Genomic DNA, 5,693 nt, shown 5'->3' on the forward strand with positions numbered 1-5,693 from the left:
GCTCAATGTCAAGATCAAAAATCTCAACATAAAAACAAGGAAAAAGCAATGAAAGTATTGCGTTCTCGTTTATACGAACAAGAATTAGAAAAAAAATTAGCTGCAGATTCAGCTAAAAGAAATTCGCTAGTTGCTAGTGGAGATCGTTCTGCAAAAATTAGAACCTATAATTATCCTCAAGGTCGTGTTACTGAGCATAGAATTGGTTTAACCTTATACAATTTATCAAATGTAATTAATGGTGATATTCATAAAATTGTAGAAGAATTAAAATTGGCTGAAAATACTGAAAAACTAAAAGAATTAGGAGAGGTATTATAATAAATAATTATCACTGAATATAAAAAGCAAGAGCAGTAGGCTCTTGCTTTTTTATGTTTTAAAGTCAAATTTTATAGTTTAATAATAAAACTAACAGCATATATTTGCGGATTTTAAAATGGATGCAATAAAAAAATAATAGTACTCTTAATAGGATTTACGTACATGATTACAATTAATGATATTTCGGTGCAATTTGGAGGAACAACATTGTTTGACAATGTCTCATTTGCAATTAATGAAAATGATAAAATTGCCTTAATGGGTAAAAATGGCGCAGGAAAATCTACACTATTAAAAATAATTGCAGGTGTTAAAAAACCTTCTTCGGGGAATGTTTCAGTACCTAAAGAAGCAAAAATAGCCTATTTGCCACAACATTTATTAGCTAAAGATAATACATCAGTTTTTGAAGAAACTTCAAAGGCTTTTGACGAAGTTATTAAAATGAAAGCTAAAATTGATGCAATTAATGAAGCTCTTACGGTTCGTACAGATTATGAAAGTGATGAGTATATGAAATTAATTGAACGTGTTTCAGAATTAAGTGAGGCATTTTATTCAATGGAAGAAATAAACTATGAAGCCGAAGTTGAAATAGTATTAAAAGGGCTAGGTTTTGTGCGTAAAGATTTTACACGTTTAACTTCAGAATTTTCTGGAGGTTGGCGTATGAGAGTAGAATTAGCTAAAATATTATTACAAAAACCCGATTTAATTTTGTTGGATGAGCCAACAAATCATATAGATATTGAAAGTGTACAATGGTTGGAAAATTTTCTGTTAAATTCTGCAAATGCTGTAATTGTTATATCTCATGATAGAACGTTTGTAGATAATATAACTAATAGAACAATTGAAGTTACTATGGGGAGAATTTACGATTATAAAGCTACATACTCTCATTATTTAGAATTAAGGAAAGATAGAAGATTACACCAGCAAAAAGCATATAAAGAACAACAAAAAATGATTGCTGAAAATACAGAATTTATTGAGCGATTTAAAGGAACCTACTCAAAAACAAATCAAGTGCAATCCCGTGTAAAAATGTTGGAGAAATTACAACTTATTGAAGTAGATGAAATAGATAATTCAGCACTGCGTTTAAAATTTCCTTCTTCTCCAAGAAGTGGTCAATATCCTGTTGTTATTAGTGACTTATCTAAAATTTATGACGAACATATTGTTTTTAGAAATGCTAATTTAGTTATTGAAAGAGGCGAAAAGGTTGCTTTTGTAGGGAAAAACGGAGAAGGTAAATCAACAATGATTAAAGCAATTATGGGAGAAATTGATTTTCAAGGAACTATGGAAATTTCTCATAATGTCAAAATTGGATATTTTGCTCAAAATCAAGCGTCATTATTAGATGAAAGTTTAACAGTTTTTGAAACGATAGACCAAATTGCTGTTGGAGATATTCGAACTAAAATTAAAGCAATGCTAGGAGCTTTTATGTTTAGTGGAGATGATACAACTAAAAGGGTAAAAGTATTATCGGGAGGTGAAAAAACACGATTAGCTATGATAAAATTATTATTAGAGCCAGTGAATTTATTAATTTTAGATGAGCCTACAAATCATCTAGATATGAAAACTAAAGATATAATTAAAGATGCGTTAAAAGATTTTGAAGGAACCTTAATTTTAGTTTCACATGATAGAGATTTCTTAGATGGTTTAGCTGAAAAGGTTTTTGAGTTTGGTAATAAACGTGTAAAAGAGCATTTTGAAGACATTACAGGTTTTATGGAACTTAAAAAAATGGAAAGTTTAAGTGAAATTGAAAAACAATAAAAACCAATTTAGTTTTAAGGTATAAAAAAACCCAATCAATTGATTGGGTTTTTTATATATAAGCAAGAAATTAAAATCTATTTTACTTGATCTACGACAGCCTTAAAAGCTTCTGGGTTGTTCATAGCTAAATCTGCAAGAACCTTACGGTTCAATTCAATATTATTAGCTTTAACTTTTCCCATAAACTGTGAGTAAGACATTCCATACTGACGAGCTCCAGCGTTAATACGTTGAATCCATAATCCACGGAATGTTCTTTTTTTGTTTTTACGGTCTCTATAAGAATAAACCATTCCTTTTTCAACCGCATTTTTTGCTACTGTATAAACGTTTTTTCTACGTCCAAAGTAACCTTTTGTTTGCTTCAATATCTTTTTTCTTCTAGCTCTTGAAGCAACTGAATTTACTGATCTTGGCATAATTTCAATTTGTTTTTTGTAGTAGGCGGTAAAAATTACTTTACACTTGTATTGGCACTACTCCAAGGTTAATAATTAAATTCCCTGTAACTTTATTATTTTAAAGTTAACTGTTGTAAAATGTTAGCTCTATCTGATTTATGTACTAAACCATCATGAGTTAACTTTAATTTACGTTTTTTGCTTTTTTTAGTCAAAATATGACTTTTAAAAGCATGCTTTCTTTTAATTTTTCCAGAACCAGTAAGCTTAAAACGCTTCTTAGCACTAGATTTGGTTTTCATTTTAGGCATCTTTCTTCTACTTTTTTTATCTTGCTTATTATCTTATTTCTTTTTTGGGGCTAAGTACATAATCATACGTTTCCCTTCTAACTTAGGCATTTGCTCCACTTTACCATATTCTTCAAGTTCTGTTGCCAGCCTTAAAAGTAATATATGTCCTTGATCCTTATAAATAATTGATCTTCCTTTAAAAAATACAAATGCTTTTAATTTTGCACCATCTTGCAAAAATTTAATTGCGTGTTTCTTTTTAAATTCAAAATCGTGTTCATCTGTATTAGGACCAAATCTAATTTCTTTAACTATTACCTTTGTAGCTTTAGATTTTTGTGCTTTTTCCCGCTTTTTTTGCTCGTATAAAAATTTCTTATAATCAATTATTTTACAAACAGGCGGATTTGCTTTGGGAGATATCTCAACCAAATCCAGTTCTTGTTCTCTAGCTAATGATTTTGCTTTAGAAATTGAATATACACCAACTTCTACGTTATCACCTACTAAACGTACTTCGTCAACAAATTTAATGTGCTCATTAATTCTATGTTGATCTTCTTTGATTACTCTCCAAGGTCTTCTACCACCTGATCTTCTTTTAATTGCTATGACTTTGAAATTTAAATTAAACTTAAAATTGCTCTAATGTACTGTTTATTTCTTTATTTATAAATGATGTAAATTCATTAATTGTTAATGTACCCATATCACCTTCTCCTTGTTTTCTTACAGAAACTGTGCCATTTTCTTCTTCCTGTTCACCTACAATTAGCATAAATGGTGTTTTATTTAACTCGGCATCTCTAATCTTTCTACCGGTCTTCTCACTTCTGCTGTCTACAAGGGCGCGAATTTCGGAATTTTCTAGCAAATGTAAAACATTTTCTGCATATTTTTGATATTTATCACTAATAGGTAGTATTATAACCTGCTCAGGAGTGAGCCAAAGTGGAAATTTACCAGCTGTATGTTCCAATAATACCGCAATAAAACGTTCCATAGAACCAAATGGAGCTCTATGAATCATCACAGGCCTATGTAATTTATTATCTGCTCCTTTATAAGTTAAATCAAATCGTTCAGGTAAATTATAATCTACTTGAATAGTTCCTAATTGCCAACTTCTACCTAAAGCATCCTTTACCATAAAATCTAGTTTTGGACCATAAAAAGCTGCTTCACCATATTCAATAACATAGTTTAATCCTTTTTCTTTTACTGCGTTTAAAATTGCATCTTCAGCTTTTTTCCAATTTTCATCACTACCTATATACTTATCACTTTTTTCTTTATCTCTTAAAGAAACTTGGGTTGTAAAATTTTCAAAACTTAGTGATTTGAATACGTATAGTACCAAATCAATAACAGCCTTAAACTCTTCATTTAATTGATCTGGAGTACAAAAAATATGGGCATCGTCTTGCGTAAAACCTCTAACACGCGTTAAACCGTGTAATTCTCCACTTTGTTCATATCTATAAACCGTTCCAAATTCAGCAAAACGTTTTGGTAATTCTTTATATGAATAAGGTTTATGGTTGTATATTTCACAGTGATGCGGACAGTTCATAGGTTTTAATAAAAATTCTTCACCTTCTTTTGGTGTATGAATTGGCTGGAAACTATCTTTTCCATATTTAGCATAATGTCCAGAAGTGACATATAATTCTTTTTGTCCAATATGAGGTGTTATCACCATTTCATAACCAGCTTTCTTTTGCGCTTTTTTTAGAAAGTTTTCTAAACGTTCACGTAATGCTGCTCCTTTAGGAAGCCAAAGAGGTAATCCTTGGCCAACTTTTGCTGAAAATGTGAATAATTCTAATTCTTTTCCTAGTTTTCTATGGTCTCTTTTTTTAGCTTCTTCTAATAACTCTAAATACTCAGTAAGCATTTTTTGCTTTGGAAAAGAGATGCCATAGATACGAGTTAATTGATTGTTTTTTTCATCACCACGCCAATAAGCTCCAGCAACACTCATTATTTTTACAGCTTTTATTATTCCAGTATTTGGAATATGTCCACCACGACATAAATCTGTAAAATCAGAATGATCACAAAAAGTAATTTCTCCATCAGTTAAATTTTCAATCAATTCAACTTTATATTGATTATTCTGACTTTTATAGAAATTTAAAGCATCTTCTTTTGAAACTTCACGCATTTTAAACTCATGTTTTCCACGAGCTAACTCAATCATTTTTTGTTCAATATCTTTAAAATCTTTGTCAGAAATAACATTGTCACCTAAATCTACATCATAATAATACCCATTTTCAATTGCAGGCCCAATAGTTAGCTTCACATTTGGATAAAATGAAGTAATAGCTTGCGCTAATATGTGTGCAGAAGAATGCCAAAAAGTCTTTTTACCTTCAATATCATTAAAAGTAAATAATACTAAGCTCCCATTTTCATTAAGCGGGGTTGAGGTTTCTACTGTTTCCTTATTAAATTTTGCCGAAATTACATTCCTAGCAAAACCTTCACTTATATTTTTAGCAACATCCATAGGAGTGCTTCCTTTTTGAAAATCTTTAATTGTGCCGTCTGGTAGCGTTATTTGAATCATATAATTTTATTAAAGTTGCAAAGGTATTGGAAAACTATCATTTTAGCAATATCTTTTTGCAATCAAAATTATTATTAATCTGAAGGATATTAAAATTTACTTATACCTTATTACATGTTGTTTTTTATGAAGGTATTTTAGAATTATTAAAATTAAGAATTCATCTACTTCACCATTTTATTTTGATTGTTAAATATCGGGTATTCAGGGATGTAAAATCAGGTTAAAAGAAAGTGTAAAAAGAATATTAAATAAGTGTTGTAGGGAATAAAAAAGATATTAGATTTGCAACCGCAAACG

Annotated in this window: 6 protein-coding genes; 2 read left to right on the forward strand and 4 right to left on the reverse strand. The window is 29.9% G+C overall.

Annotated features, from left to right (window positions below; translation table 11 throughout):
- Both QM495_RS03990 and QM495_RS03995 read left to right on the forward strand, forming a co-directional pair.
- Positions 1 to 321 (forward strand): peptide chain release factor-like protein (locus tag QM495_RS03990; RefSeq protein ID WP_408670817.1); only part of this gene is annotated, 321 nt, incomplete at its 5' end.
- A 165-nt stretch (positions 322 to 486) separates the two neighbouring features.
- Entirely contained in the window at positions 487 to 2,121 is a 1,635-nt protein-coding gene (locus QM495_RS03995; RefSeq protein WP_408670818.1) for an ABC-F family ATP-binding cassette domain-containing protein, read from the forward strand.
- Between the two features lie 77 nt (positions 2,122 to 2,198).
- Here QM495_RS03995 and rplT read toward each other — a convergent pair whose 3' ends face one another.
- From rplT to thrS, 4 genes are all read right to left on the reverse strand, one after another.
- Entirely contained in the window at positions 2,199 to 2,543 is a 345-nt protein-coding gene (rplT, locus tag QM495_RS04000; RefSeq protein WP_408670819.1) for a 50S ribosomal protein L20, read from the reverse strand.
- Positions 2,544 to 2,638: 95 nt separating this feature from the next.
- Positions 2,639 to 2,836, reverse strand: coding sequence for a 50S ribosomal protein L35 (gene rpmI, locus QM495_RS04005; RefSeq protein ID WP_408670820.1), 198 nt, complete (start codon positions 2,834 to 2,836; stop codon positions 2,639 to 2,641).
- A gap of 33 nt (positions 2,837 to 2,869) precedes the next feature.
- Positions 2,870 to 3,385, reverse strand: coding sequence for a translation initiation factor IF-3 (gene infC, locus QM495_RS04010; protein ID WP_408670822.1), 516 nt, complete (start codon positions 3,383 to 3,385; stop codon positions 2,870 to 2,872).
- 67 nt (positions 3,386 to 3,452) lie between these two features.
- A complete protein-coding gene (gene thrS, locus QM495_RS04015; protein ID WP_408670821.1) occupies positions 3,453 to 5,393 on the reverse strand; it encodes a threonine--tRNA ligase in 1,941 nt (646 codons plus the stop codon).
- Positions 5,394 to 5,693 lie beyond the last annotated feature (300 nt).

Source organism: Lutibacter sp. (genome assembly GCF_046055765.1).
Lineage (GTDB): Bacteria > Bacteroidota > Bacteroidia > Flavobacteriales > Flavobacteriaceae > Lutibacter.

What these genes read in the sequence shown, in the direction of transcription:
- rpmI (WP_408670820.1), bottom strand. Translation starts at nt 2,836, where the DNA reads ATGCCTAAAATGAAAACCAAATCTAGTGCTAAGAAGCGTTTTAAGCTT.
- rplT (WP_408670819.1), bottom strand. Translation starts at nt 2,543, where the DNA reads ATGCCAAGATCAGTAAATTCAGTTGCTTCAAGAGCTAGAAGAAAAAAG.
- QM495_RS03995 (WP_408670818.1), top strand. Translation starts at nt 487, where the DNA reads ATGATTACAATTAATGATATTTCGGTGCAATTTGGAGGAACAACATTG.
- thrS (WP_408670821.1), bottom strand. Translation starts at nt 5,393, where the DNA reads ATGATTCAAATAACGCTACCAGACGGCACAATTAAAGATTTTCAAAAA.